Source organism: Acidisoma sp., assembly GCF_035492295.1.
In the GTDB taxonomy this organism is placed as follows: domain Bacteria; phylum Pseudomonadota; class Alphaproteobacteria; order Acetobacterales; family Acetobacteraceae; genus Acidisoma.
The window spans coordinates 1-22,691 of the sequence record NZ_DATJJK010000182.1; the positions used below are offsets into that span (position 1 = coordinate 1).

At 65.8% G+C, this 22,691-nt stretch carries 19 protein-coding genes and 1 pseudogene; 12 read left to right on the forward strand and 8 right to left on the reverse strand.

Annotated elements, in window-relative coordinates; genetic code table 11:
- Window positions 1-9: 9 nt before the first annotated feature.
- Window positions 10-999, reverse strand: a complete 990-nt coding sequence (locus VL752_RS13390) for a fatty acid desaturase (RefSeq protein ID WP_325356035.1) — start codon at window positions 997-999, stop codon at window positions 10-12.
- A gap of 140 nt (window positions 1,000-1,139) precedes the next feature.
- Here VL752_RS13390 and VL752_RS13395 point away from each other — a divergent pair, with 140 nt between their 5' ends.
- The 3 genes from VL752_RS13395 (at window position 1,140) to VL752_RS13405 (ending at window position 3,331) form a co-directional block, all read left to right on the forward strand.
- Complete coding sequence (locus tag VL752_RS13395) at window positions 1,140-2,003, forward strand: helix-turn-helix domain-containing protein (protein ID WP_325356037.1); 864 nt, start codon at window positions 1,140-1,142, stop codon at window positions 2,001-2,003.
- A gap of 69 nt (window positions 2,004-2,072) precedes the next feature.
- Window positions 2,073-2,309: a hypothetical protein gene (locus tag VL752_RS13400; protein WP_325356039.1), complete on the forward strand. Its 237-nt coding sequence runs from the start codon at window positions 2,073-2,075 to the stop codon at window positions 2,307-2,309.
- 26 nt (window positions 2,310-2,335) lie between these two features.
- Complete coding sequence (locus VL752_RS13405) at window positions 2,336-3,331, forward strand: DUF6976 family protein (protein ID WP_325356041.1); 996 nt, start codon at window positions 2,336-2,338, stop codon at window positions 3,329-3,331.
- A gap of 51 nt (window positions 3,332-3,382) precedes the next feature.
- Here VL752_RS13405 and VL752_RS13410 read toward each other — a convergent pair whose 3' ends face one another.
- Complete coding sequence (locus tag VL752_RS13410) at window positions 3,383-3,862, reverse strand: MarR family winged helix-turn-helix transcriptional regulator (protein ID WP_325356043.1); 480 nt, start codon at window positions 3,860-3,862, stop codon at window positions 3,383-3,385.
- Between the two features lie 101 nt (window positions 3,863-3,963).
- Here VL752_RS13410 and VL752_RS13415 point away from each other — a divergent pair, with 101 nt between their 5' ends.
- Entirely contained in the window at window positions 3,964-4,338 is a 375-nt protein-coding gene (locus VL752_RS13415) for a nuclear transport factor 2 family protein (protein ID WP_325356046.1), read from the forward strand.
- 140 nt (window positions 4,339-4,478) lie between these two features.
- Here VL752_RS13415 and VL752_RS13420 read toward each other — a convergent pair whose 3' ends face one another.
- The 6 genes from VL752_RS13420 to VL752_RS13445 all read right to left on the reverse strand — a co-directional run bounded on the left by VL752_RS13420 (window position 4,479) and on the right by VL752_RS13445 (window position 11,829).
- On the reverse strand, window positions 4,479-5,249 hold the full coding sequence (locus VL752_RS13420; RefSeq protein WP_325356048.1) for an L-iditol 2-dehydrogenase: 771 nt from the start codon (window positions 5,247-5,249) through the stop codon (window positions 4,479-4,481).
- Window positions 5,246-6,073 carry a carbohydrate ABC transporter permease gene (locus VL752_RS13425; protein WP_325356050.1) on the reverse strand — a complete coding sequence of 276 codons (828 nt, stop codon included), beginning with the start codon at window positions 6,071-6,073 and terminating at the stop codon, window positions 5,246-5,248. Before VL752_RS13425 ends, VL752_RS13420 begins: the two co-directional genes overlap by 4 nt.
- The gene (locus VL752_RS13430) at window positions 6,070-6,993 is read right to left on the reverse strand and encodes a carbohydrate ABC transporter permease (RefSeq protein ID WP_325356052.1); all 924 of its coding nucleotides are present in this window, start codon (window positions 6,991-6,993) and stop codon (window positions 6,070-6,072) included. The genes VL752_RS13425 and VL752_RS13430 overlap by 4 nt, the downstream gene beginning before the upstream one ends.
- A 222-nt stretch (window positions 6,994-7,215) precedes the next feature.
- Window positions 7,216-8,523 (reverse strand): ABC transporter substrate-binding protein, encoded by a 1,308-nt coding sequence (locus VL752_RS13435; protein WP_325356054.1) that lies wholly within the window; start codon window positions 8,521-8,523, stop codon window positions 7,216-7,218.
- A gap of 128 nt (window positions 8,524-8,651) precedes the next feature.
- The gene (locus VL752_RS13440) at window positions 8,652-9,626 is read right to left on the reverse strand and encodes a sugar-binding transcriptional regulator (protein ID WP_325356057.1); all 975 of its coding nucleotides are present in this window, start codon (window positions 9,624-9,626) and stop codon (window positions 8,652-8,654) included.
- 85 nt (window positions 9,627-9,711) lie between these two features.
- Complete coding sequence (locus tag VL752_RS13445) at window positions 9,712-11,829, reverse strand: ComEC/Rec2 family competence protein (protein WP_325356059.1); 2,118 nt, start codon at window positions 11,827-11,829, stop codon at window positions 9,712-9,714.
- Between the two features lie 25 nt (window positions 11,830-11,854).
- On the opposite strand from VL752_RS13445, the gene gltX reads away from it, so the two are divergent.
- From gltX to VL752_RS13485, 8 genes and pseudogenes are all read left to right on the forward strand, one after another.
- Window positions 11,855-13,267: a glutamate--tRNA ligase gene (gene gltX / locus VL752_RS13450; RefSeq protein WP_325356061.1), complete on the forward strand. Its 1,413-nt coding sequence runs from the start codon at window positions 11,855-11,857 to the stop codon at window positions 13,265-13,267.
- 15 nt (window positions 13,268-13,282) lie between these two features.
- Window positions 13,283-14,221, forward strand: a complete 939-nt coding sequence (locus VL752_RS13455) for an aspartate carbamoyltransferase catalytic subunit (protein WP_325356064.1) — start codon at window positions 13,283-13,285, stop codon at window positions 14,219-14,221.
- A gap of 11 nt (window positions 14,222-14,232) precedes the next feature.
- Window positions 14,233-15,519 carry a dihydroorotase gene (locus VL752_RS13460; RefSeq protein ID WP_325356074.1) on the forward strand — a complete coding sequence of 429 codons (1,287 nt, stop codon included), beginning with the start codon at window positions 14,233-14,235 and terminating at the stop codon, window positions 15,517-15,519.
- A complete protein-coding gene (gene plsY / locus VL752_RS13465) occupies window positions 15,516-16,115 on the forward strand; it encodes a glycerol-3-phosphate 1-O-acyltransferase PlsY (protein WP_325356066.1) in 600 nt (199 codons plus the stop codon). The genes VL752_RS13460 and plsY overlap by 4 nt, the downstream gene beginning before the upstream one ends.
- Window positions 16,112-17,248: a DNA-processing protein DprA gene (gene dprA, locus VL752_RS13470; protein ID WP_325356068.1), complete on the forward strand. Its 1,137-nt coding sequence runs from the start codon at window positions 16,112-16,114 to the stop codon at window positions 17,246-17,248. The genes plsY and dprA overlap by 4 nt, the downstream gene beginning before the upstream one ends.
- A 20-nt stretch (window positions 17,249-17,268) precedes the next feature.
- On the forward strand, window positions 17,269-20,022 hold the full coding sequence (gene topA / locus VL752_RS13475; protein WP_325356070.1) for a type I DNA topoisomerase: 2,754 nt from the start codon (window positions 17,269-17,271) through the stop codon (window positions 20,020-20,022).
- Window positions 20,023-20,152: 130 nt separating this feature from the next.
- Complete coding sequence (gene rnr, locus VL752_RS13480) at window positions 20,153-22,390, forward strand: ribonuclease R (RefSeq protein WP_408863125.1); 2,238 nt, start codon at window positions 20,153-20,155, stop codon at window positions 22,388-22,390.
- Window positions 22,387-22,691, forward strand: a pseudogene (locus VL752_RS13485) (hypothetical protein); the annotation flags it as partial. The gene rnr and the pseudogene VL752_RS13485, both read left to right, overlap by 4 nt.

Consider the following 22,691-nt stretch of genomic DNA (forward strand, 5'->3'; position numbering starts at 1 on the left):
GGGCCAGGTTCAGTCTCCGGCCAAGACCTGCGCCCTGTTGTCCGTCGGACCGATTTCGACATCGGACAGCGCGCCCGGCGGCGGCACTCTCGGCGCGAGGAAGCCGGGATGCGGGCCGGCATGATGGGCTGTGAAAAAGTAACGCCGCGCGACGTCGACATAGCCGTCATAAACAAGGCCGCCATTGGCGCGGAGAATCGCGGGCCGGTTTGCGCGGTAGTGCGCAGGGATGCGGTACCAGGGGAGGCCCGGCCGATCATGATGCACGGCATGCAGGTTATTGTGGAGGAAGAGCAGTCCGAGGATAGGCGCATTCTCGACGATCGCCGTGCGCGCGTCAGCCTCAGGTGCCGCGCGATGTTCGGCGAAGGAGCGGATGGAGGCAAGCATGCGGCTCGGGACCACGAAGCAGGCAAGATAGAGCCAGAACGGCATACCGCAGACCCCGCAGACCCAGATAAGCACAACTGCCACACCCAGGAGATGGGCGAACCAAATGCGCCGGGCGGTGCCCGTCCCCCGCCAGCAGGCCCCAGCCTGCAGCCAGAGGAAAATCAGCATCCCGCGCAGCGCGCCGAAGCTCACCCGGCCCGGAAATGTGTGGCTGAAACGGAGGAACGCGCGGGCCCAGGGCCCGAGCCGGCCGAAACGCTCCTCCGTCAGGTAGTAGCTCTCCGGATCCTCCAGCGGATCGGTGAGATGCGCGTCCCGGTGATGGCGCAGATGGCTCGCGCGATAAAGGCGATAGGGCAGCCAGAGGGTCAACGGCGGAAAGCCCAACGCATCGTTGAGCCAACGCCAGCGGGTCGGGTGGCCGTGTAACACTTCATGCTGCAGAGACATCTGCCAGGCGAGCAGCCAACCGCCGAGACCCGCCAACAGCGGCCAGGGAAGATGGCGATAGAAGACTGTCAGCAGCGCCCAGCCGCCATAGATGACCAGGCAAAGGCAGACGGTGGGCCATTCGATTGCAGGGCGGAGGGATTGGGAGCGGTACATAAGCGCATGCTGCGACGTGAATCCCTAAGGCTCAATGGTAAAACCAATCCGTGATCGTGGATAATGCGCATGTTTCGTTACATAGGTAACGGACTCTCTATCGATGGTTTGTTTCCGCACATTCTGTTATATTATGCCGCATGAGCTTTACCTCCGCAGACCGCGCCGAACTGGTTCGCCTCTTTCGCGAGCGGCTTTTGGCCGTCATGGCGCGCAGCGGCCTCAACCAGAGCACCTTCGCCGGCCGCGCGGGAATCGACCGCTCGACCCTGTCGCAAATCCTCTCCCCCACCAACGACCGGTTGCCGAGACTCGAGTCGGTCGCCGCCATGGCACGGCTGGGCCAGGTCTCGCTCGACTGGCTCCTCGGCCTGCGTGAGGCCGAAGAGGCCGAGCCCCGGCTGCTGACCGACGCGCTGAGCTTCGAACGGAACGCGCTCTCCCCGGTCGACGAGCGGCTGGTAGGCTGGCTGGACGAGGCCGCCGGCTACAAGATCCGCCACGTTCCTGTGAACATTCCGGACGTGCTGAAGACCGAGGCGGTGATCGATTTCGAATACGAACAGTTCCTCGCTCTCTCGCCGCAGCGTCGGATAGAAATCACCCAGTCGAGGCTCGACTATCTGCGTCGGCCGGAGACGGATATGGAGGCCGCAACCCCGGCCCAGGTGATGGAGAGCTTCGCCCGTGGCGAGGGCCGCTGGCGCGGGCTGCCGGCCGAAGCGCGCCGCGACCAGCTCGACCATCTGATCGCGCTTTGCGAGGAACTCTATCCCCGCTTCCGCTGGTTCCTGTTCGACGGGCGCGCGCTCTATTCCGCGCCGGTAACCATCTACGGTCCGATCCGCGCCGCCATCTATATCGGCCAATCCTTCCTGGTGCTGCAGCAGAGGGAGCATATCCGCGCGCTGATCGGCCATTTCGACCAGCTGCTGCGGGCAGCCGCTGTGGGTCCACGCGAAATGCCGGACCATCTTCGCAGCCTGCGCCCTCTGTGCCTCTGAGGCTTTACGCGTCGTCAAGCACTTCGCTGTTAGGAGCAAATACCCCTCCAAACGGTGCAGGAGACACGCATGGCCTTCATGAGCGTCCCACCGATCACCGATCAGCGCTGGCGTGACGTCGCGACCGGCAAGATCGCCCGACCGTGGAAGCTGCTCGCCGTCAAGATCATGATGACGCGCATTCTCGGCCTGACCAAGGCCGACCCGTCACCCACGACGGTGAACGGCTGCGTTCAGGAAATTCATTCCTTCTTCGTGAAGAATGCGCAGATCGCCCAGGACGATCTCGCCGCAATCTTCGGTTGAGCCTCCGACGGGACAGGATCACACCCATGTCAAACAATCTTCTCATGACGGTCGCGGAGGTCTCGGCGCTGATCGAGCAGGATCACGTCCTGCTGCTCGCCGGCGCGGAGGCCTTACTCGCGCAACTCCCTCCCGGGCGTTGGATCGGCGGGACCGCCGCCTATTTCATGACCCAGGAGGGCGGACTGGAATGCACGGATCGCATCTTCGTCACTGACATCAACAACCTCGCCGAGACGGCGCAGGTGCGAGCCTATTCCGCGACCGATCTGCGAGACATCGGGCACCATTATCCGGCGCATGGCTTCACCGTTCTCATCGTGCCGGGCCTCTCGGGCATTCTCGAGAGCTTCGCGCGCGAGGTGCAGACCTATCAGGACGTCTTCAATTCGCCGCTGTTCGGCTGGATCGCCGGGGTCGAGGTCGAGCAGATCGGCAAGCAGACGCCCAAGACCTTCTCGGGATCCGGCGACGGGCATCGGGATCGGGCTGTCGCGCTGCACGTTTCCCTGCCCGCCGCCAAGCTTTGCCGGCTCGACATCATCAACCTCTTCGAGCAGGGAACCGGCGCCACCATTGCATTCACGGCCGATGGTTTCGAGACCAAGGACAACGACTGTCTGATCGACGGCAAGCCGGGCAACCTTGCCGCCTACATCAACGCCGCCGGAATCGACGTCAAGCTGCCGCTGGTCGCCGACTACAATGGCGCAATGATCAATGTCTCCATCCGTTCTGTCGACGACATGAAAATGAGCGTCGACTTCTTCGCGCCCGTCTTCGAGGGCATCCAGTATCGCTTCGCAAACCCGGTGGAGGATTATATTCAGAGCTTCGGGCAGCAATTGGCGGGGATGAAGGACGCGCCGGTCACGCTCTCCTGCAATTGCATTCTCAATTATCTCTATGCGGAGCTGGAGGGAAAGCAGACGGGCGGGATCGTCGGGCCCATCACCTTCGGAGAAATTGCCTATATGCTGCTCAACCAGACGCTGGTTTATCTTTCGGTGACGGACGCATGACGGCGATCGGCGCCTAAGGTTCGGCGTCGATCAGCCTGCCGACGGATCCGGTTATTCTCCCTTCCCGCCAATCGCCGCCCCCGGGGGCGCTTCGGCGTTCGCAAGCCGATCGAGGTTTGCGATCAGGCGCGTCAGCAGATCAACGAGCAGCGCGGCTTCCTCGTCCGTGAAGTCGCGCAGCACCTCATGATTGCCCCGAAGCAAGACAGAAACTGCTTCCGGCAGGCGGGCTTCTGCGAGCGCCGTCAGTGTAATTCGGCTGCTGCGCCCATCGGCCGGGTCAGGAGCGCGCCGAATCAGCCCGTCCCGCTCCATGCGGGCGAGCATCTGGGCCATCGGCGGCTGCTCGATCTTGGCAAAGCGGGCGAGATCCCGTTGCGTGCTCGCCCGACCGTCCTGCAGCGCCACCAGCACTGGCAGATGTCCAACGCCGAAGCCAAGCGGCTTGAGCCGCGCTTCGCTGAGGCGTGCGAACCCACGCGCCGCAAGACTGATCAGGTGCCCAGGCGTCGAGAGCACATCTTGGTCCATCAAACCTTCCCCCTTGCGCTTACTGCCATCCTGATACATATGTGCATATTTAATTGGAGTGGCCGCGATCGCAATACCCACATTCTGCAGGGAGAGACCCAATGGACGATGACGTCAAAGTCCTCGAACGCATTTACGATCGCTTTAACGCACGGGACATAGACGGCGTGCTGACGGCGGTCGCCCATGATGTCGCCTGGGCCAACGGTATGGATGGTGGCCACGTCCACGGTCACGCGGCCTTACGCGAATATTGGACGCGCCAGTGGTCCATGGTCAGTCCTCACGTCGAGCCCATTGGGTTCCATCGAACCGCGGATGGGGCGATCGTTGCGGAGGTGCGACAGACCATCCGCGATCTCGGCGGCAAATCGCTTCAGGGGCAGACGCATGGGCTCAAAGACAAGACAGTCAGACATGTCTTCCGTCTTCGAGAGGGCAAGGTGGCCCGTTTCGATATCCAGGATGCCGCCTAGAGGACCGTCCAAGTTGACGGCGCGTTTGTCAGAATGGATGCGGGCAAAGAAACGCCGCGGGCCCCAGTGGCTGGACCCGCGGCGATTCTCCTTCAGTCCCGGAGAATCCGGCAAAGAACGGGGGCGCTTGATCCCCGCCCTCAGCTCATCCAGTTGCCGCCATCGACATTCAGCGTCTGGCAGCAGATATAATCTGCGTCCTTACTTGCGAGGAAGACCGCGGCGCCGGCCATGTCCTCGGGGAAGCCCATGCGGCCATAGGGCACTGCCGCACCAACCTGGCGCTTCTTTTCGCCCAGGGGAAGGTTCTCGTATTTGGCGAAAGCCGCGTCCACCACGTCCCACATCGGCGTATCGACCACGCCCGGGGCAATGGCATTGACGTTGATGCCATATTTGATGAGGCCGAGGCCCGCGCTCTGCGTCAGGCTGATCACCGCCGCCTTCGAGGCGCAATAGACGGGCACGAGGGCCTCTCCCCGGCGCCCGGCCTGGGAGGCGAAATTGACGATCTTGCCGCCCTCGCCCTGGGTCACCATCTGGCGCGCCACCGCCTGCAAGGTGAAGAGCAAGCCCTCGACATTGACCGCGAACTGCTTGGCATAGCTTTCCCGGGTCACTTCCAGCACCGGCGCCATCTCGAAGATGCCGGCATTGTTGACCAGGATGTCGATCCGGCCCAGCCGCTGGACGACGGTTGCGACCATCGCGTCGATCGAAGCCTGCTTGGTGACGTCGATGCCGACGCCGATGGCGCCCTGTCCGATTTCACCCGCGACCTTTTCCGCTTCCGCCCCATTGATGTCCGCCACCACGACCCGGGCACCTTCCGCGGCGTAACGGGTGGCGATCGCACGGCCAATGCCGCGCGCGCCACCGGTGATGACGGCAACCTTATTCTCAAGCCTCATTTTACAGCTCCAAAGGTCAAACCACTGACCAACTGCTTCTGGCTGATCCAGCCAAAGATGAGAATAGGCGCGATCGCGAGGACAGAGGCCGCGGAAAGCTTGGCCCAGAAAAGACCCTGGGGCGCCGAGAAGCTGGCGATGAAGGCGGTCAGCGGGGCCGCGTGATGGGCGGTGAGGTTGAGGCTCCAGAACGCCTCGTTCCAGCACAGGATGATGCCGAGGAGGCCGGTGGAGGCGATACCCGGCATGACCAGCGGCAGCAGCACATGCACCAGCACCTGGCGCAGATTGGCACCGTCGATGCGGCTCGCCTCGATGATGTCCTTCGGCAGGTCCCGGAAAAAGGTGTAAAGCATCCAGATCGCGATCGGCAGGTTGCTCAACATGTTGATGATGATCAGCGCGGTCTTGCTGTCGAGCAGCCCCATGTCACGGCACAGCAGATAGATCGGCACGAGAACGCCGACCGCGGGAAGCATCTTGGTAGACAGCATCCACAGCAGCAGGCCGCGGGTGCCCTTGGTCGGGTAGAAGGCCATGGCGAAGGCGGCCGGCACGCCGATGATGAGCGAGAGGACCGTGGCGCCGACCGAGATCGCGACGCTGTTCCAGGCGAAGAGCAGATAATTCGCCTCGGAGAAGATGTCCCGGTAGTTGATCAACGTCGGCTCGAAGAAGATCACAGGCGGGCTCTGCACCGCCTGCACCTCGGTCTTGAAGCTGGCCAATACCATCCAGGCGATGGGGAAGAACATGACGAGGGCTGAGACCCAGGCGATGGTGCCTGCGACCGGACTGCCCTTCTTCGCGACACCGTAGCTCATACCTCAAGCCTCTTTGCGACGCTCCGCGTGAGAAAGGCGGAGACGATGTTGGCGAGAATGATCGCGATCACGCCGGCGGCAGATGCCCCGCCCACGTTGAAGGCGAGCAGCGCGCGCTGGTAGATCAGGAAGGTCAGGTTGGTCGTGGCAAAGCCGGGGCCGCCGCCCGTCGTCACATAAATTTCCGCGAAGATGCTGAGCAGGAAGATCATTTCGATCATGACCGTGACCGAGATTGCCCGTGCCATGTGCGGCAGTTGGATCGAGAAGAAGATGTCGAGCGGTGAAGCGCCGTCGAGACGGGCTGCCTCCAGCTGTTCTTCATCCATAGACTGCAGTGCGGTGAAAAGGATGAGGAAGGCGTAAGGAAGCCACTCCCAGCACAGGATCGTCATCACCGAGCCGAGTGGAAAAACGCTGAACCAGGCGACCGGCTGCAGCCCCACCATGCGGAACATGGCGGCGAAAAGTCCGCTCACGGGGTCAAGCAGCAGGTTCTTCCAGACCAGCGCGGAGACCGTGGGCATGACAAAGAATGGAGAGATCATCAGCACGCGGGCGATGCCCTGGCCGCGGAAGGGTTGGTTGAAGATCGCGGCGAGCACGGCGCCGAGGCAGACGGTGATGACGATCACACCGACCACGATGATGACCGAGACCAGAAGGGAATGCAGCAGCGCCGGATCACGGAAGAGGAAGCGGAAGTTGTTAAAGCCCGCCCAGCCATGAATCATCGGGTTGAGCAGATTGTAGCGTCGGAAAGAGAAATACAGGGTCATCGCAAGCGGTACGATCATCCAGATCAGCAGGACAACGACCGAGGGGGCAAGGAGTGGCAGAGTGTTGACGCCGCCGCCGGGGCCTTTGCCCTTGGCGGGCTTGGCCCCTGTCCCTTTGCTGCTCATCGACGTGGCAGACATGACGATCCTTTCCGAAGCTGCGGCCGGTCGTCTCGGTCATTCCCGGGAGAGCGAGCCGCCTTGGAGTGTGCCGGGCGGAAGCAATGCCGCTTCGCTCCGACACTTCAAGCAGAGTCTAACTCATTAGGTCCGGATCCGATTACTGGTTCAAATCGGACCTGAGACAGTTGAGCGGCCCGGTGAAATTCACCGGACCGCCCCACCTCAAAACTCAGTCGAGGTTCACTGCGTGTAGCCAGCCTGCTCCATGGTGGAGGAGACCGAAGCCTGCGCCTGCTTCAACGCGCCATCGACCGTCTGTTGCCCGGTGAGGGCTGCCGCCACGAGCTGGCCAACCGTCGTGCCGATCGACTGGAATTCCGGGATCGAGACATACTGGATGCCGGTATAGGGCACCGGATCCTTGGTCGGATGATCGAGATCGGCGGTCAGGATCGCGGTCTTCACCGCATCGGCGAAGGGCGCGGCCTTCAGATAGTTCGGGTTGTCATAGGTGGAAAGGCGTGTGCCGGGCGGCAGGGTGGTCCAGCCGTTCTGCTCACCCACGAGGTTGATATAGTCCTTGGAGGTCGCCCAGGCCATGAAGTCCTTGGCGGTGGCGACGTTCTTCGAGGTCGAGGGAATGGCAAGCGCCCAGGCCCAGAACCAATGAGAGCCGTTCGGCGTCACGTCGACCGGGGCCGCGGTAAAGGCGGTCTTGTCGTACACCTGGCTGCTGTTCTTGTCATAGATCAGGCCGGCGCCGGAGGTCGCGTCGATCCACATGGCGCAATGGCCGGTGGAGAACAGCGCCTGGTTCTCGTTGAAGCCGTTCGAGCTGGCGCCCGGCGGGCCGTAATCCTTCAGCAGGTGGACATAGAAGGTCAGCGCATCATGCCAGGGCTTGGTGTCGAGCTGGGCTTCCCACTTCATGTTGAACCACTCGCCGCCGTAGGTGTTCAGCAGCGTGTCGAAGAAGGCCATGTTCTCGCCCCAGCCCGGCTTGCCGCGCAGGCAGATGCCGTACTGCTGCTTCGACTTGTCGGTCAACTTGGCCGCGTATTGGTCAATCTGCGTCCAGGTCGGGTGGTCCGGCATGGTGAGGCCGGCCTGCTGGAAGAGATCCTTGCGGTAATAGGTGAAGGAGCTCTCGGCATAGAAGGGCAGCGCATAGAGCTTGCCGCCCTGAGACAGCGCCTGCCGGACCGACTTGAAGATGTCGTTGTAATCATAGCCGGAAATGTCGCCGACCGGATCCAGCCAGCCCTGCTTGGCCCAGATCGGCGTCTCGTAAGAGCCGAGGGTCACGATGTCGAACTGGCCGCCATGGGTGGCGATATCCGTCGTGACGCGCTGACGCAGCACGTTCTCTTCCAGCACCACCCAGTTGATGTGATTGCCGGTCTTCTTCTCCCAGACCGAGGAGAGCTTCTGCATCACGACCATCTGCGAGTTGTTCACCGTCGCGATGGTAATCGTGGTCGCCTGTGCGGCGAGGCAGGTGCCGGCCATAAAAGCGGCCGTAAAGGCCGCGATCGCTCTTAGACGCATTTCCCGTTCCCTTGGTTCGTATCCATTTGCCGGCATCGCCCTTCAGCCGAGCGTATGCCCATCCCGTGGGCAGAACATCAAGACATTGCGATGCTGTCAAGAGCCATTGCACGCTCCCGCGCATTTGCTCATTCAGCCAGGAGCGCTTCGGCTGTCACTTCGTCCGTAATCAGTCCGTCGATCATCCGTCCCTGCATGGCGGCGCGAATCGCCGCCACCTTCTGCAAGCCGAAGGCGGCGCCGACGCGCAGCGCATTTGTGTGCAGTGCAAGGTTCCAGACACCCGCCACACGCTCGTTTACCGCGCCGCCCAACAGCTTTCCCTCAGCGTTGAAAGACCAGCCGCAAATTTCGCCGACAGCGCCGTCCTCGATCAGCGATGTCAGTTCCACATCCGACACGCAGCCGTCATTGTGCAGTGCACATTTCCAATCGACGGAGCCGACGCCGACGAGCAGGCAGCGCGCCTGCGGCAGCAGGGCACGCATGGTGTCGTAAGGCTGTTGCTTCTGCAACACGTCCCGCTCCTCCACTGTCGCGGCAATCACCGGGCAGGGCAGAGAAAAACATTGCGCGCCGGAAAGTTCGGCAACCCGCAGGACAGGATCGAGCGCGATGGCACGGCCCATGGGCAGAATGCTGCCACAAAGCGAAAAAATTTTGTGCTGCGGTGCGGCAACGGGCGAAAGCTCGTTGGCGATGGCCCGCAGCGTGCGCCCGGTGCCGAGGCCCAGCACCACCGGCGTCCGCTGGCTCAGCCATTTCTCGACGAATTGCGCGCCGGCGATGGCTACTGACCCGAGCGTCGCCGAATTGCTGCCCATGGTCGGTACCACTTCGCAGAGCGCCAGATCGTAGCGCCGGGCGAGCGCGTCGCCCGCCTCCATGCAGGGACCAACCTCATGATCGAAGCGAAACTTGATCAGCCGCTCGGACAGGGCGAGCGAGATCAGCCGCTGCGCTGCCTGGCGTGATATATTGAGCTGTCCCGCAACTTCATCCTGCGTACGGCGCCCCACGTAATAGAGCCAAGCCGCCCGCGCTGCCTGTTCCAGCCGCAAGCCCTGACGGGACCGCGTCTCCGCCGTCGTCTTCTCGCCCATGAACGCCCCACCCTGGATGCATCGACATCCTTATGGGCGAAGTATTGTTCGCTTATCGGGCAATTGCCAAGCCCATTCATGTCTGTCACCCCGACGGTGGGGGCAACCACGGCCAGACGCCCCGGGAGGCACGGTCAGTCAGGATGCGGACCCTGCCCCCCTCCACCCAGGCGGCCGTCGCCCCCTCGGCCCGCACGGCCGCACGGTCGATGACCGGCACGCCCCTGCAGCCGGCCTCAGGCTGAAAAACCCAGCCCGCCTTGGCCAGGATGAGCGCCACGCCGCGGCACTGCGCGGGCGGTGCCAAGGCGCGCCAGAGCAGCACCCCGCCCGGCAGAAGGCAGCCATCGGCCGTGCAGACGGCGCCACTTTCAGCCCGGCCCGGTGCAGGCAGGGGGCGAAACGGCCGCCCGTTCCAGAAACGCCCCCATTCGCCCAGCGTGAAGGGGTCTGGCCGCTGCGCATCGACAAAGACGACGCCCGGCGCCTGCAGCGCGATCATGCGGAAATCGGCCGAAACCAGAACCTGCGGCGAGGCACCGAGGATCACCGGCAGCGCCAGTCCCGCGGCCAGTGGCAGCAGGCCCAGCAGGCACCGGGCGCTCTGCCAAAGGCAGAGCCAGATCATGCCGATGGCAACAAGGGCCAGGCAGGCAGGCGCCATTCTGCCCATGGCGAGGTCGGCAGCGGGCAGGGCAGCGGCACCACGCGCGATGCCGAGGATGGCAGCACAGCCCCACCCCATGGGCACGAGCGCTAGCGCCTCCAGATGCAACGGCATCAGCGCATAGGCGGCCAGGCCGCAGGGTAAAACCCAGAAGGCGGTGATCGGCACCGCCAACATATTGGCCGGAATGGAATAGAGTTCGAGATGGCCGAAATGATAGGCGACGAAGGGGGCAGTCGCGAGCGCCGCCAGGATGCTGGTGACCGTGACGAGGATGAAATCCTGCAGCAAAAAGCCCACCACCCCCGGCCGGTGCGTGAGTTGAGCCAGCCGCTCCTCGCGCAGCAGGTCGTAACCCGCGATCAGCACCATCACCGCCGCGAAGCTCATCTGAAAACTGACCCCGGCCAGGGCCTCGGGCTGCACCAGCAGAAGCACACCGGCGGCCAGTGCCAGGCTGCGCATCGAGATCGCCCGCCGGCCGGCAAGGAGGCCAAGCGTTACCAGCGCCGCCATGACGAAGCTGCGCAGGATGGGCAGATGCATGCCGGTCATCAGCATGTAGAAGCCGCCGACCGCGAGGGCGGCCAGTGTCGCGATTTCCTTTACCGGCCATCGCAAAGCCGCCCAGGACCAATGGGCAAGCGCCAGACGGCAGGCCGCGAAGACCGTTGTCATCACGATGCCGATGTGCAGGCCGGCCACCGCCAGGATATGGGAGAGGCCAGAGACCGAGAAGGCGTCCCGGTCGGCATAGGGCATGGCGGAGCGGATACCGGTCATGAGCGTCGCCGCGACCGCGCCCGCCGTGCCCGGAATGGCCACCAGGATCCGCGCAGCGAGCGCCTCCCGCAGGATTTGGAAGCGCGCCGTGAGGCCATGGCTGTGCGATGCCGAAAGCCGCTCGACCGGACCGAGCGCGAAGCCGACACCGCCGAGGCCTTGGAAGAAGGCATCGCGCCGCTGGTCCCAGCCGCCCGGATAGCTCGGCGGATAGGGTGGACGCAGCAGCGCGCGCAACCTGATCCGGTCGCCGGGTGCCAGCCACTGGAGGTCCGTGTTGCGCAGGCGGACGCGCAGGCGGCGGGGCATGACCGTGCCATTGCCGAGCGTGACCGCACTCAGCAGAACCCGCCGACCTTGCGGCAGCGGGTCGACCGCGGAGACGATCCCCTGGACCGTGACCGCGCCACGCGGCAGATCGGCGAGGGGCGGCAAGGCATGGGTGCGCAGGCTGGCGGCCGCGAATCCCAGCGCGGCCGCGAGCAGACACCAGGCGGCCGCCCGGCCATAGAGATGCGCCCAGGCGGCCGCGAGCGTCACCAACGCGAACGCGAGGGCGGACACGCCGACCCATGCCGGCGGCATCGCCGGGGCGGCGAAGAACAGACTATTGCCCAGCCCCATGAAGACCGCCAGCCAGGGCAGGAAGCGGCCATGCTCGGCCGCGAGCCCGGCGCGGAAAGCGGCGGCCAGCCGCACCCGGACCCGCCAGGAAAAGGGAGCCGCCCATCGCTGCGCGAGAGTTTCAGCCATGCCAGAAATGCTCTAAGCAGCCGGCATGACCGACACGCCCCGCATCCGCACCCGTTTCGCGCCGAGCCCGACCGGCCTTCTCCATATCGGAGGCGCCCGCACGGCGCTGTTCAACTTCCTCTTCGCCCGTCATCACGGAGGCGAATTCCTGCTCCGCATCGAGGATACCGACCGCGCGCGGTCGACCGCCGAGGCAACCCAGGTGATCCTGGACGGGCTGGCCTGGCTGGGCCTGACCGCGGACGCGCCGCCGGTCTATCAGACTTCGCGCGAGGCACGGCACCGCGAGGTCGCCCTGCAGTTGCTCGAGCAGGGAAACTCCTATCGCTGCTTTGCGACCAAGGAGGAGCTGGACCAGATGCGGGCAGAGGCGATCGCCGCCGGACGGCCGCCCCGCTATGACGGGCGCTGGCGCGACCGCGACGCGTCCGAGGCGCCGGAGGGCACGCCCTTCGCCATCCGCCTGCGCGCGCCCCGCGAAGGTGCCACCGAGGTGGATGACCTGGTGCAGGGCACGGTGCGCGTCGCCAATGCCGAGCTCGACGACATGATCATCCTGCGCAGCGACGGCACGCCCACCTATCTCCATGCGGTCGTCGTCGACGACCATGACATGGGCATCACCCATGTCATCCGCGGCGACGACCATCTGACCAATACGTTCCGCCAGATCCAGATCTATCACGCGATGGGCTGGGAGACGCCGCGCTTCGCCCATATCCCGCTGATCCATGGCGCCGACGGCGCCAAGCTCTCCAAGCGCCACGGTGCGGTCAGCGTTCTCGAATTCGAGCGCGAAGGTTTTCTGCCCGAGGCGCTGTGCAATTACCTGCTGCGTCTCGGCTGGGGCCATGGCGATGCCGAGATCCTGAGCCGCGACGAAGCCATTTCTCTGTTCGATCTTGATGGCGTGGGCCGCGCCGCGAGCCGCATGGACTATGCCAAGCTCACCCATCTCAACGGTGTCTGGCTGCGGCAGGCGGATGACGCGCGGCTGGCCGAGGACGTGATCCGCCGCCTGTCCGAAAACCGCGATCTCACCCTCGACGACACCGCCAAAGCCCGCATCCAGCTGCTGATGCCGGCGCTGAAGGAGCGCGCCAAGACGCTGGTGGAGCTGGCGCAGTCGGCGGCCTTCCTGGCGCGCCCCCTGCCCCTGCCCTTCGAGCCCAAGGCGGAGGCACAGCTGACGGAGGAGGCGCGCGAGATGCTGGCGGCCCTCGCGGAGAAGCTGGCGAACACCGAGTTCACGGCCGCGGGCGTCGATGCCGCCTTGCGCGCCTTCGCCGAAGAGAGCGGAAAGAAGCTCGGCCAGGTGGCGCAGCCGCTGCGCGCGGCGCTGACGGGTTCGACCACAAGCCCGCCGATCGACGCGACGCTCGCTGCCCTCGGCCGTACCGAGGCGCTGGCCCGCATCGCGGCGGTCAGCCACAGCTGAAGGAAGGAGCCCGGCATGCGCCATCTTCTCGCGATCGAAGGGCTCTCGCCCCGCGTCATCGGTGACCTGCTCAACCTCGCGGAGAGCTACGCGCTGCTCAATCGCTCCGGCAAGACGCAGCGCGACCGCCTGCGCGGACGGACGCTGATCAACCTCTTCTTCGAGGACAGCACGCGCACGCGGACGAGTTTCGAACTCGCGGGGAAGCGCCTCGGCGCGGATGTCATCAACATGTCGGTCTCGACTTCCAGCGTGAAGAAGGGCGAGACGCTGCTCGACACCGCCGCAACCCTTAACGCGATGCAGACCGACCTGCTCGTGGTGCGGCACGACCAGTCCGGCGCCCCCAACCTGCTCGCGCAGAAAGTGGAAGCCGCCGTCATCAACGCGGGCGACGGAATGCATGAGCATCCAACCCAGGCGCTGCTCGACGCGCTGACGATCCGCCGTCATCGCGGCAAGCTCGAAGGGCTGACCATCGCCATCTGCGGCGATGTCGCGCATTCGCGCGTCGCCCGTTCCAACATCCATTTGCTCAATGCGATGGGCAGCACGGTGCGCGTGGTCGGCCCGCCGACGCTGATGCCGAGCAGCATCGCCGCACTCGGCGTCTCGGTGTTTCATGACATGGCGGCTGGACTGGAGGGCGCCGATGTGGTCATGATGTTACGATTGCAGAAAGAGCGCATGTCCCGCAACCTTCTTCCCAGCAGTCGCGAGTATTTTCGCTTCTTCGGTCTCGATGCGCAGAAACTCGCCTATGCGAAGCCGGATGCGCTCGTCATGCATCCGGGGCCGATGAACCGCGGCGTGGAAATTGACAGCGCCATCGCCGATGACCCGACTCATAGCGTCATCAGCGAGCAGGTGGAGATGGGCGTCGCGGTCCGCATGGCGGTGCTCGACATGCTGGCGCGGCCGCCCGCCGCCGGTGCGGTTGGAGGGCGCCACTGATGGACGGCATGATGAACGCGACCCTTCGGGACACAGTGGTCCTTGGCGCCCGCGTGATCGACCCGGCGAGCGGCCATGACACGATCGCCGATGTCTTGATCCAGCAAGGGCGGATCGCCGATATTGGCCTGGGCCAGGGCGCGCCCGAGGGCGCCGAGCGGGTGGAGGGGCAGGATAGCGTGCTCTGCCCCGGCCTGATCGATCTGCGGGTGCAACTGGGCGAGCCGGGGCGGGAAGATCGCGAGACGATCAAATCCGTCACCCGCGCGGCGGCCGCGGGGGGCATCACCAGCCTCTGCGCGCTGCCTGATTCGGCGCCGGCGACAGACGACCCGGCCCTGGTCCGCGCGCTGATCGCCCGTGGCGAGGAGACCGGCAGCCTCTCCATTCTTCCCTATGGCGCGGTGACACGCGGCTGCGCGGGCGAGCAAATGGCCGAGCTCGGCCTACTGCGGGAGGCCGGCGCCATCGGCTTCACGGATGGCGGGCGTCCGATCGGCCCTGCGCGCCTCATGCGCCTCGTCCTCTCCTACACCTGCGGCTTCGGCGGCATCGTGGTGCAGCACCCAGAGGACCGTAGCCTCGCCGACGGCGGCTGTGCGACGGAGGGGGAACTCGCGACGCGCCTCGGCCTGCCCGCCATCCCCGCGGCGGCAGAAGCGATCCAGGTCGCGCGGGACATTGCCCTTGCCCGCCTCACTGGCGGACGGCTGCATTTCGCCCATGTCTCAACGGGCGCCGCGCTGGATCTGATCCGCGCCGCCCGCGCCGAGGGCCTGCGCATCACCTGCGACACCGCCCCGCCCTATTTCGACCTCAACGAGATCGCGATCGGTGAATTCCGCACCTATGCGAAGCTCTCTCCGCCGTTGCGCGCGGAAGCGGACCGGCGGGCGGTCATCGCCGGCCTCGCCGACGGCACGATCGACGCCATCGCCTCCGACCATCAGCCCCGCGATGCGGATGACAAGCGGCTGCCCTTCGCCCTCGCCTCGGCCGGAGGAACGGGGTTGGTCACGCTGCTGCCGATCACCCTCGCCCAGGTCCATGGCGGCACCCTCAGTTTGCTGCGCGCGCTGGAATTGCTGACCGCCGGGCCGGCGCGCCTGCTCGGGCTCGAGACCGGACGCATCGCGAAAGGAGCGCCGGCCGATCTTTGCCTGTTCCACCCCGACCGCGCCTGGAAGGTCGAGGCGGGGAAACTGCCCGGCAAGGCGCAGAACACGCCTTTCGACGGGCGCGCGGTCGAGGGGCGGGTCACTGGTACCTGGAAGGCCGGGAGGCGGGTGTTCGGATGAACCATATTCCCGCCCTTGCCTGCCTGCTCGGCTACCTCCTCGGCAGCATCCCCTTTGGCCTGATCCTGACCCGGCTCGGCGGCGCAGGGGATATAAGGCAAATCGGCTCCGGCAATATCGGTGCGACCAACGTGCTCCGCACCGGCCGAAAGGGGCTCGCCGCCGCCACCCTGCTTCTGGACGGGTTCAAGGGCGCGGCCGCGGTGCTGCTCGCCGCCAACTGGCCACTGCTCGCGCAAAATCACCATGCCGGGCTCTGGGCCGGTCTGTTCGCGGTCATCGGCCATATGTTCCCGATCTGGCTGCGCTTCCGCGGCGGCAAGGGGGTCGCGACCGGCCTCGGCGTCGCACTCGCCGCATGCTGGCCGGAAGGCGCGTTGATGTGCGTGATCTGGCTGGTCGGCGCGAAGGTCACCAAAATTTCGTCTGCCTCGGCCCTCGCCGCCTTCGTCGCCTCTCCGTTCCTCGCCTGGATCTTCACGGGCCCGGCCCACGCGCTTTTGGCCCTCGCCGTAACCCTGCTCGTCCTCGCCCGACACCACGCCAATATCCGCCGGTTGCTGGCCGGCACCGAACCCCGGATCGGAGCCGCGTGACGCCGCGCCCCTCCGATCTCGCGACCCATCTGCGGCTCGCGCGCACGGAGGGGGTGGGGCCAGTCGGCTACCGGCGGCTCCTGCAGCGGTTCGGATCGCCAGCACAGGCACTGGACGCCCTGCCCGGCCTCGCCCGCGCCGCAGGGCGCGCGAAAGTCCATATCCCAAGCTTTTCCGAGATCGAGGACGAGATCGCCGGTACCGAGCGACTCGGTGGCCGCTTCCTGATGCCGCATATGCCAGCCTATCCGCGCCTCCTTGCCCACATCGCCGATCCGCCGCCCGCGCTGGTGGTGCTGGGGGACACAGCCTGCCTCTCGAGCCGCATGGTCGGCGTGGTCGGCAGCCGGAACGCGTCCCACAACGGCCAGCACATCGCAGCCGACATCGCCGCCGGCCTCGCTGAAGCCCAAGTCACGGTCGTCTCCGGCATGGCACGGGGTATCGACGGGGCGGCCCACGAGGCCGCGCTCCGCGTGGCGGGCGGCATCACCGTCGCGGCGGTAGCCGGCGGCCTCGACCGTCCCTACCCGCCCCAGCACGCGGCACTGCAGGCGCGCATCGCCGAACGCGGGGCAGTCGTGACCGAAGCGCCGCTCGGCACCGAGCCCCAGGCCCGACACTTTCCGCGCCGCAACCGCGTCATCGCCGGTCTCGCCCTCGGCGTGGTCGTGGTGGAGGCGGCCCGGCATTCGGGCAGTTTGATCACCGCGCGCCTCGCCCTCGAAGCCGGGCGGGAGGTATTCGCGGTGCCCGGGTCGCCCCTTGACCCCCGCGCTCAGGGGGCGAACGACCTCATTCGCCAGGGTGCTCCGCTGACCGAGACAGCGGCCGATGTACTCGCGCTTCTGCCTTCAGATATCGCGAAATTTATTGCCCGATCCGAAGCGGAACCGGACCTTCAGGGCTTCCAGGAGGCGCCGCCGCCCAGCCCGCACACGGTCGAAGAGGCACGCCGTGCCATTCTGTCGGTGCTGGGCCCCGCACCGACATCGGTTGACGATCTGCTCCGACACTGCCAGTTCACAAGCAGAGCCGCCCTCGTGGCCGCCTTGCTGGAGCTGGAACTCGGCGGTTTGGCCGAGTCCCTACCCGGCAATCGTGTGGCATTGCTCAGCGAGCAGGGTGGATGAGCGCCTAATTCAGGATCAGCATGTCGGACGTCGTCGTCGTTGAATCCCCCGCCAAAGCCAAGACGATCAATAAATATCTCGGCGATGGCTACACCGTGTTGGCAAGTTTCGGCCATGTGCGCGATCTCCCGCCCAAGGACGGGAGCGTACGCCCAGAGCAGGACTTCGCCATGGACTGGGAGTCCGATGAGCGCGGCAGCCGCCAGGTCTCGGCCATCGCCAAGGCCATCAAGACTGGCACGACGCTCTATCTCGCGACTGACCCGGATCGCGAGGGCGAGGCAATTTCCTGGCATGTCCGGGCGATGCTGGAGGACCGGCGCGCGCTGAAAGGGGTTACCGTCCGCCGGGTCACGTTCAACGAAATCACGCGCAATGCCGTGACGGCGGCCATGAAGGCCCCGCGCGAGTTGGATCAGCCGCTGATCGAGGCCTATCTGGCCCGCCGCGCGCTGGACTATCTAGTGGGATTCACCCTTTCCCCCGTGCTTTGGCGGAAGCTGCCCGGCAGCCGCAGCGCCGGCCGTGTACAGTCCGTGGCGCTTCGCCTCGTCTGCGAGCGCGAGGCCGAGATCGAGGCCTTCCGGGCGCGGGAATACTGGACGATCGAAGCGCTGATGGCGACGCCGGCGGGCGCGCCCTTCACCGCCCGCCTCACCCATCTGGACGGCCGCAAGCTCGACCAGTTCGACCTGCCGAATGCGGCCGCGGCGGAAGCCGCCCGGCGCGCTGTAGAGGCAGGGGATTTCTCGGTCGCCAAGATCGAGCGCAAGCGGGTTCGCCGCAACCCGATGCCACCCTTCACCACATCGACCCTGCAGCAGGAGGCGAGCCGTAAGCTCGGCTTCGGCGCGCAGCAGACGATGCGCGTGGCCCAGCAGCTCTATGAGGGCGTCGATCTCGGCGGCGAGACTGTCGGCCTCATCACATATATGCGAACCGATGGCGTGCAGATGGCACGCGAGGCGATCACCGCCATCCGCGGCCATGTGAAGGATTCGTTCGGCGCGGATTATCTGCCGGCCGCCCCGCGGGAATATGCGACCCGTGCCAAAAACGCCCAGGAAGCGCATGAGGCCGTGCGCCCGACCGATGTCGGCCGTCGCCCGGAAACCATGTCCCGCTACCTCAGCCACGATCAGGCCCGGCTGTACGAACTGATTTGGAAGCGCGCCGTCGCCTCCCAGATGGCCCAGGCTGAATTCGATCAGGTAGTGGTGGATATGGGCGACGGCGCCCGCAACACGCTGCGCGCCAATGGTTCGCTCCTGGCCTTCGACGGCTTCCTGAAGCTCTACCGGGAAGACCGGGACGATCAGTCCGAGGACGACGATGAGAGCCGCGTCTTGCCGGCGATGAGCGAGGGCGACCCGCTGACCCGGCGCGAGATCAAGGCGAGCCAGCACTTCACCCAACCTCCGCCGCGTTACACGGAAGCGTCGCTGGTCAAGAAGATGGAGGAGCTCGGCATCGGGCGCCCCTCCACCTATGCCTCCACCCTGTCCGTGCTGCGCGACCGCAATTATGTCCGACTGGAGCAGAAGCGGCTGATCCCCGAGGATCGCGGGCGGCTGGTGACGGCGTTCCTGACCAGTTTCTTCACCCGCTATGTCGACCCCGGTTTCACCGCCTCGCTGGAAGAGAAGCTCGACGAGATTTCGGACGGCAGCGCCGACTGGCGGGCCGTGATGCGCGCCTTCTGGAAGGATTTCTCCGAGGCCGTGGACCAGACGAAGGAGCTCAAGATCTCCGACGTCATCAACGCCCTGGACGAGGAGTTGGGGCCGCACTTCTTCCCGCCGAAGGAGGATGGCACCGACGCCCGCCTTTGCCCGGCCTGCGGCGCCGGCCGGCTCGGTCTCAAGCTCGGCCGCCACGGCAGCTTCATCGGCTGTTCCAACTATCCGGCCTGCCAATATACGCGCCGTCTTGCCGTCAACGGCGGCGAGGAGGGCGAGGAGACGCTGAAGGAAGGCATGCGCGTCCTCGGCCAGGACCCGGAAACCGGCGACGACGTGACCGTGCGACGCGGCCCGTACGGCCTCTACGTCCAGCTCGGGGAACCGCCGCCGCCGTCGGACGACAAGAAAGCCAAGAAGGAAAAGCCCAAACGCATGTCGCTGCCGCGCGGGCTGGACGGCGAGAGCATCACCTTGGACCAGGCGCTTGGGCTTCTCACCCTGCCGCGCCTTATCGGCCTTCATCCAGAGACCCATGAGCCGATGGAGGCCGGGATCGGCCGGTTCGGCCCCTATATCCGCATGGGCGCGGTCTATGCGTCCATGGACAAGGACGACGATGTCCTGATGGTGGGCGCCAATCGCGCCGTCGATCTGCTCGCTAAAAAGCTCGCGAGCGTCCGCAGCCTCGGCGCTCATCCCAAGGATGGCGAGGGTATTCTCGTCAAGAAGGGGCGCTTCGGCCCCTATGCCCAGCACGGCAAGACGGTGGCCAACCTCCCGCGCACCGTTTCGATGGACGACATCACGCTGGAGGAGGCAGTTGCCCTGCTCGCCGAGAAGGGCAAGGAGCTAAAGCCCAAGGGTGCCGCCGCCCGTGGCAAGGCCGCCAAGACGACGAAATCCGCCGAAGCCGCCGCACCCAAGCCGAAGAAAGCCGCGGCGAAAAAGAGCACTGCGGCCACAAAGTCGGGCGCCGGCAAATCCGGTGCCACGACCTCGGCAGCCAAGAAACCCGTGGCCAAGAAACCCGCGGCCAAGAAGCCGGCCGTTCGGAAGACGGCCGCGAAACCGTCCAGCGAGGCGGCTGAGTGATGGCGACCCTTTGACGAAGACCGCACGGAAGAAGCCCAAGGCGAAGCGGGAGCTCTCCGCCCCCGCACCGTCCCGCCCCTTTCCGAGTCGCGAGCAGATCCGCGACTTCCTCGGCCAAAGCGCCGGCCGCATGGGCAAGCGCGATGTATTGCGCGCCTTCGGCTTGGGGCCGGAGCATCATGTGGCGATGCGCCAGGTGCTGAAGGACATGGCGCATAAGGGTGAACTCGCGCCCGCGGGCCATAAGCGCTTTACCGCGCCATCGGGCCCTGTGGCGCCCCGGCCCTCGCGCCATCCCATCCATGCTCCGCGTGACGCCGGACCCGACGGCGCGCCGCCGCCCTTCGCCGGGCGTCTGCCACGCCGGCACACGACGGCCCGGATGCCCGACGCGATCATCGTCGAGATCACCGGTATCGACATGGAGGGGGATGCCATCGGGCGCCCGGCCGACTGGCGTGGCGACGGGCCTGCACCCACGGTTTTCATGCAGCCCGAGGGGCGCGGCCAGGCGGCACTTGCCCCCGGCCAGCGCGTGCTCGCCCGCATCCGCCCGATCGGCAGCGCCGCTGGCGCGCGCAAATACGAGGGCCGCACGCTCCGCCGGATCGAGGGCACGCCGGGCCGCGTCATCGGCATCTTCCGTCGCCGCGGCACGCTGATGCGCATCGAACCCACCGACAAGAAGGTGAAGGCCGAATGGGTAGTGCCCCCCGGTGAGGATGGCGGCGCCCAGGATGGCGAAATCGTGCGCGGCGAGCCGCTGCCTATGGGCGGGCTCGGCCTCAAGCCGGCGCGCATTCTCGAGCGGCTGGGCGATGCGCGGGGGGCAAAGGCCGTCAGCATGCTCGTCATCGCGACGCTCGATATTCCGGACGCCTTCACGCCCGAGGTGCTGGCTGAGGCCGAGCGCGCCCGGGGCGTGGGGCCGGAAGGGCGCGAGGATCTGCGCGCCATTCCGCTCGTCACCATCGACGGCGCGGACGCGCGGGACTTCGATGACGCGGTATTCGCCGAGCCCGATGGCGGGGGCTTTCGCCTCATCGTCGCCATCGCCGATGTCTCCCATTACGTGAAGACCGGCAGCGCACTGGATCGTTCGGCGCGCGATCGCGGCAATTCCGTCTATTTCCCTGACCGCGTGGTGCCGATGCTGCCGGAGGCGCTCTCCAACGGCTGGTGCAGCCTGCGTCCGAACGAGGACCGCGCCTGCCTCTTCGCCGAAATGCGCATCGGTGCGGACGGTCAGAAAATATCGCATCGTTTCGGCCGTGGTCTAATGCGCTCGACTGCCCGCCTCACCTATGAGGAGGTGCAGGACGCGCGTGACACCGGGCGCGAGACCCCTGGTTTTCCGCTCGGCGATCTTTATGACGCCTTTGCCCTCCTGCTGGGCGCGCGGCGCCGTCGCGGCACGCTCGATCTCGACCTGCCGGAATGGAAGGTAGCGCTGAACGAAGCGGGTGAGGTCGCAAGCGTCACCAAGCGCACGCGGCTCGACAGCCACCGCCTGATCGAGGAATTCATGGTCCTCGCCAATATTTCAGCGGCGGAGGAGTTGGAGCGCCTGCATCGTCCGGTCGTTTATCGTGTGCACGCCCCCCCATCGGAAATTAAACTCGAGGGGCTCCGCACCTATCTGCACGGAATGAGCATCAGCCTGCCCGCCGGGGACCAAATCCATCCGCGCGATCTCGATGCCGTGCTCGCCCGCGTGGTCGGCACGGAGGAGGCGCCCCTTGTCAACGATGCGGTGCTGCGCAGCCAGTCCCAGGCAGAATACAGCCCCGACAATATCGGCCATTTCGGCCTGGCGCTGACGCGCTACGCTCATTTCACCAGCCCCATCCGCCGCTATGCCGATCTGATCGTGCATCGTTCGCTGATCGCGGGACTGGACCTAGGGAATGACGGGCTGCGGGCAGAGGAAGCAGCCCATCTGGAAGACACGTGCGCCCATATCACGGCGACCGAACGGCGCGCGGCCCAGGCCGAGCGCGACGCGGTGGACCGCTATATGGCGGCCTTCATGGCGGACAAGGTCGGATGCATATTTGATGCGCGGATTTCCGGTGTGACGCGTTTCGGCCTCTTCGTTACCTTGATCGATACAGGCGCCAGCGGAATGATTCCGCTGAGCGGCCTGCCTGATGATTTCTGGATGCACGACGAAGCGACCCAAAGCCTGAGCGGAAAGCGCAGCCGGATGGTCTTTCATCTGGCGCAATCCGTTTCCGTCCGGCTCGCCGAGGCGCGACCGGTAACCGGCGGGCTGCTCTTTCAGATTCTCGGCGGTGGCGGCGCGTTGCAGACATCCGGCACCCATCCGCGGGGCGGTGCCAAAAAGCCCCGTACGCGCCGGCAGTGAAGCGGAAAGCCTTTCTCTGCATCCTGGTCCTCAGCCTGCCCATCCGGGCGGAAGCACAAGGGAACTGGAACCAGACACTGGCCGGCAGCGTCTATGGCGCGGCCTTCGCCTTCATGGCACCCCGCACCCTGGAGCCCATTCCGCTCGCCGACCTGACGCTGTGGGGGTTGCGCGGCCTGACCGCACTCGATCCCTCCGTGGCACCGGTGATGACGGCGCATCAGATCGCGCTTTATGACCATGGCCAGGCGGTGCTGAGCTTGCCCCTGCCCAAGCCAAACGACATCGCCGCCTGGGGCGC

What these genes read in the sequence shown, in the direction of transcription:
- VL752_RS13390 (WP_325356035.1), bottom strand. Translation starts at nt 999, where the DNA reads ATGTACCGCTCCCAATCCCTCCGCCCTGCAATCGAATGGCCCACCGTC.
- VL752_RS13395 (WP_325356037.1), top strand. Translation starts at nt 1,140, where the DNA reads ATGAGCTTTACCTCCGCAGACCGCGCCGAACTGGTTCGCCTCTTTCGC.
- VL752_RS13400 (WP_325356039.1), top strand. Translation starts at nt 2,073, where the DNA reads ATGGCCTTCATGAGCGTCCCACCGATCACCGATCAGCGCTGGCGTGAC.
- VL752_RS13405 (WP_325356041.1), top strand. Translation starts at nt 2,336, where the DNA reads ATGTCAAACAATCTTCTCATGACGGTCGCGGAGGTCTCGGCGCTGATC.
- VL752_RS13410 (WP_325356043.1), bottom strand. Translation starts at nt 3,862, where the DNA reads ATGGACCAAGATGTGCTCTCGACGCCTGGGCACCTGATCAGTCTTGCG.
- VL752_RS13415 (WP_325356046.1), top strand. Translation starts at nt 3,964, where the DNA reads ATGGACGATGACGTCAAAGTCCTCGAACGCATTTACGATCGCTTTAAC.
- VL752_RS13420 (WP_325356048.1), bottom strand. Translation starts at nt 5,249, where the DNA reads ATGAGGCTTGAGAATAAGGTTGCCGTCATCACCGGTGGCGCGCGCGGC.
- VL752_RS13425 (WP_325356050.1), bottom strand. Translation starts at nt 6,073, where the DNA reads ATGAGCTACGGTGTCGCGAAGAAGGGCAGTCCGGTCGCAGGCACCATC.
- VL752_RS13430 (WP_325356052.1), bottom strand. Translation starts at nt 6,993, where the DNA reads ATGTCTGCCACGTCGATGAGCAGCAAAGGGACAGGGGCCAAGCCCGCC.
- VL752_RS13435 (WP_325356054.1), bottom strand. Translation starts at nt 8,523, where the DNA reads ATGCGTCTAAGAGCGATCGCGGCCTTTACGGCCGCTTTTATGGCCGGC.
- VL752_RS13440 (WP_325356057.1), bottom strand. Translation starts at nt 9,626, where the DNA reads ATGGGCGAGAAGACGACGGCGGAGACGCGGTCCCGTCAGGGCTTGCGG.
- VL752_RS13445 (WP_325356059.1), bottom strand. Translation starts at nt 11,829, where the DNA reads ATGGCTGAAACTCTCGCGCAGCGATGGGCGGCTCCCTTTTCCTGGCGG.
- gltX (WP_325356061.1), top strand. Translation starts at nt 11,855, where the DNA reads ATGACCGACACGCCCCGCATCCGCACCCGTTTCGCGCCGAGCCCGACC.
- VL752_RS13455 (WP_325356064.1), top strand. Translation starts at nt 13,283, where the DNA reads ATGCGCCATCTTCTCGCGATCGAAGGGCTCTCGCCCCGCGTCATCGGT.
- VL752_RS13460 (WP_325356074.1), top strand. Translation starts at nt 14,233, where the DNA reads ATGAACGCGACCCTTCGGGACACAGTGGTCCTTGGCGCCCGCGTGATC.
- plsY (WP_325356066.1), top strand. Translation starts at nt 15,516, where the DNA reads ATGAACCATATTCCCGCCCTTGCCTGCCTGCTCGGCTACCTCCTCGGC.
- topA (WP_325356070.1), top strand. Translation starts at nt 17,269, where the DNA reads ATGTCGGACGTCGTCGTCGTTGAATCCCCCGCCAAAGCCAAGACGATC.
- rnr (WP_408863125.1), top strand. Translation starts at nt 20,153, where the DNA reads ATGGGCAAGCGCGATGTATTGCGCGCCTTCGGCTTGGGGCCGGAGCAT.